This is a genomic window from Dietzia sp. E1, assembly GCF_014145015.1.
Lineage (GTDB): Bacteria > Actinomycetota > Actinomycetes > Mycobacteriales > Mycobacteriaceae > Dietzia > Dietzia cinnamea_A.
In genome coordinates, this window is the sequence record NZ_JAALDU010000013.1 from 1 (window position 1) to 2,797 (window position 2,797).

5 protein-coding genes are annotated in these 2,797 nt (G+C 70.4%); 4 read left to right on the forward strand and 1 reads right to left on the reverse strand.

Annotation, left to right across the window (positions count from 1 at the left end):
- Window positions 1–279: twin-arginine translocation signal domain-containing protein (locus G6030_RS00650; protein WP_182641871.1), on the reverse strand; the 279-nt coding region annotated here is incomplete at its 3' end.
- Between the two features lie 104 nt (window positions 280–383).
- Here G6030_RS00650 and G6030_RS00655 point away from each other — a divergent pair.
- From G6030_RS00655 to G6030_RS00670, 4 genes are all read left to right on the forward strand, one after another.
- Window positions 384–926, forward strand: a complete 543-nt coding sequence (locus G6030_RS00655; protein ID WP_109149059.1) for a ribosome maturation protein RimP — start codon at window positions 384–386, stop codon at window positions 924–926.
- On the forward strand, window positions 923–1,909 hold the full coding sequence (gene nusA, locus G6030_RS00660) for a transcription termination factor NusA (RefSeq protein ID WP_182641872.1): 987 nt from the start codon (window positions 923–925) through the stop codon (window positions 1,907–1,909). The genes G6030_RS00655 and nusA overlap by 4 nt, the downstream gene beginning before the upstream one ends.
- 140 nt (window positions 1,910–2,049) lie before the next feature.
- Window positions 2,050–2,433: a YlxR family protein gene (locus G6030_RS00665; RefSeq protein WP_182641873.1), complete on the forward strand. Its 384-nt coding sequence runs from the start codon at window positions 2,050–2,052 to the stop codon at window positions 2,431–2,433.
- A gap of 82 nt (window positions 2,434–2,515) precedes the next feature.
- Window positions 2,516–2,797: translation initiation factor IF-2 N-terminal domain-containing protein (locus G6030_RS00670; protein ID WP_182641874.1), on the forward strand; the 282-nt coding region annotated here is incomplete at its 3' end.

Here is a 2,797-nt window from a genome sequence, read left to right on the forward strand (position 1 = left end):
CTCGTCCGCGGTGTCCGTCAGTCCCGCGAGCGCGTCGGCGTGCATCCGACGGGCGTCGGCGATCCGGCGCAACGCGCCGACGCGGTCCCCGTGGGTGGCGTCCGCAGCCGCCAACTCGCGGGCGTCGCGGGTGGCAGCGTCGATCAACGGGATCAGCGGGTCCGGACGGTCGACGACCGCGGGCAGCCCGCAGCCGCCGGCGACAGCGAACCCGGTGACGCAGACGGCCGCGCCCACGAATCGACGGCGGGAGAGGACCACGGGGGCGGAATGGGGCACTCCGACATCCTGCCAGGGCTCGGAGGTGGGGGCGTTGAGGCGGTACAGTGATGCGGCCCGTCCGCGTCCCGGACGGGTTCCCCGGCCCGCACTCCAGGAGCACAGTGATCGTCCCCGAGCCCGACAGGGCCCACATTCTCAGAGCGGTATCCGACCGCGGCCTCGATCTCGAGGACATCCGGGAGGACGCCCGCTCGTCCGCCTGGCGCGTGACGATCGTCGTGGACGGGGACGCCGGGGTCTCACTCGACGACCTGGCCGATCTGTCGACCGACCTCGATCCCCTCGCCGAGGGATGGGGCGGGCCCGACCGACCGGTGACCCTCGAGGTGACCAGCCGTGGGGTCGACGCACCCCTCGAGCAGCCGAGGCACTGGCGTCGGGCCCGTGGGCGCCAGGTTGATATCACCTACGTACAGGGCGCGAAGGGCCCGGCCCGCGCACGGGTCGGCGACCTGGACGAGGGCGCGGGAGTGGTCCGTCTCGTGTCCGGAGCGCGGGAGAAGAAGGTGGAGCCGGTGGCGTTGGACCAGGTGGCCCACGCCGTGATCCGGGTCGAGTTCCGGCCCGCCCCGGAGGACGAGCTGGACCTGCTGTCGGAGCCGGGGGACCCCGGTCGTGGCGCGCGAGAAGGAGAAGACCGTTGAACATCGACATGGCAGCGCTCAACATGCTGTCCCTGGAGCGCGAGATCCCGCTGGATGATCTGGTGCAGACGCTGGAGAACGCGCTTCTCACCGCCTACAAGCGAACCGACGGAGCGCACCGCGTGGCCCGGATCGCGCTGGACCGCAAGGCCGGCACCGTCGCCGTGTTGGCAGCAGAGGTCGACGAGGACGGCAACCGCATCGGCGAGTTCGACGTCACCCCCTCCGACTTCGGGCGGGTCGCGGCCGCGACCGCGCGGCAGATCATCCTGCAGCGCCTGCGTGAGGCGGAGACCGATCGCATCTACGGTAATCTCGTCACGCGCGAGGGTGAGGTCGTCAGCGGCGTCATCCAGTCCGATTCGCGGGCCAACGCCCGGGGCATCGTGGTGGTCCACATCGGTCCGGAGAACGGCGGCACCGAGGGCACGATCGCCCCGGCCGAGCAGGTGCCCGGCGAGAGCTACCGGCACGGCGACCGCATCAAGTGTCACGTGGTGGGTGTCCACAAGGGCCCGCACGGGGCCTCCGTGTCACTGTCCCGGACACACCCGGATCTCGTCCGTGGGCTCTTCGCCCTCGAGGTTCCCGAGATCGGCGACGGTTCGGTGCGTATCGCGGCGATCGCCAGGGAGGCCGGGCACCGCACGAAGATCGCGGTCGAGTCCACCGTCTCGGGTCTCAACGCCAAGGGCGCGTGCATCGGCCCGAACGGCGCCCGGGTCCGTGCCGTGATGGCGGAGCTGAACGGCGAGAAGATCGACATCGTCGACTACGACGACGACCCCACGGTGTTCGTCGGGAACGCCTTGTCGCCGGCCAAGGTGATCTCGGTTACCGTCGCCGACGAACAGGCGAGGGCGGCCCGGGTGGTCGTGCCCGACTACCAGCTCTCGCTCGCGATCGGCAAGGAGGGCCAGAACGCCCGCCTCGCCCACCGCCTCACCCAGTGGCGGATCGACATCCACAGCGACGCGGAGTGAGGCCCGTCGGCCGCCGGTGCCACGCGGTCGGGCGCGCCGTTCGTGTCGACACGCCATCTTCTGTAGACTGATCAGTTGTCACAGTGACTTCACGTCCACCCGTCCCCACGGGTCGGGCGGCGAGAGACCGAGGTGGCCGTATGCCGGGTCGTCAAGACCAGCGGATCGATGCCGCCGAGGACGAGGGTCCCATTCGGACCTGCGTCGGTTGCCGTCGTCGGGATAACGACTCCCGGCTGCTGCGGATCGTCCACGATCCGCAGACGGCGTCGCTCTCGCCCGATCCGCGTAGGCGGGCGGTGGGACGAGGAGCCTGGGTGCACCACGATGAGCGGTGCATTACGACAGCACTCGACCGCAAGGCCTTCATCAGGTCGCTGCGAGTCGCCGGGAACGTGTCCCAGGACGCGGTCTCGGAGGTGCTCGAGGCCCTGCGCCCCGCGCACGACACCACCCGTCGGCCGTTCGGCCCGGCGGGGGAGCACGAGAAAAGGAACGGACCAGACACGATGAGCACACCGTGAAGCTCCAGCGATGAACGTCCATCGAATGTAGACCGAGGTCGCGCGGCCAGCCCTGCCGTGAGACCTCGCAGTGAGGAGAGCAGTGGCAGGCAAGCCCCGGGTACACGAACTGGCCAAAGAGTTCGGTATCACCAGTAAAGAACTTCTGACGAAGCTCCGCGATCAGGGAGAGTTCGTCAAGTCCGCGTCGTCGACGCTGGAGGCACCGGTCGTCCGGCGCCTGCGCGAGGCGCACGCACTGGCCGGAGGTGGCGACAACGCCGCACCGGCGTCCAAGTCCGGCGGTGGGTCCGCACCCAAGCCGGGCGCACCGTCCAAGCCCGCCCCGGGCCCGCGTCCGGGTGCGACTCCGCGGTCCGCGGCG

What these genes read in the sequence shown, in the direction of transcription:
- G6030_RS00665 (WP_182641873.1), top strand. Translation starts at nt 2,050, where the DNA reads ATGCCGGGTCGTCAAGACCAGCGGATCGATGCCGCCGAGGACGAGGGT.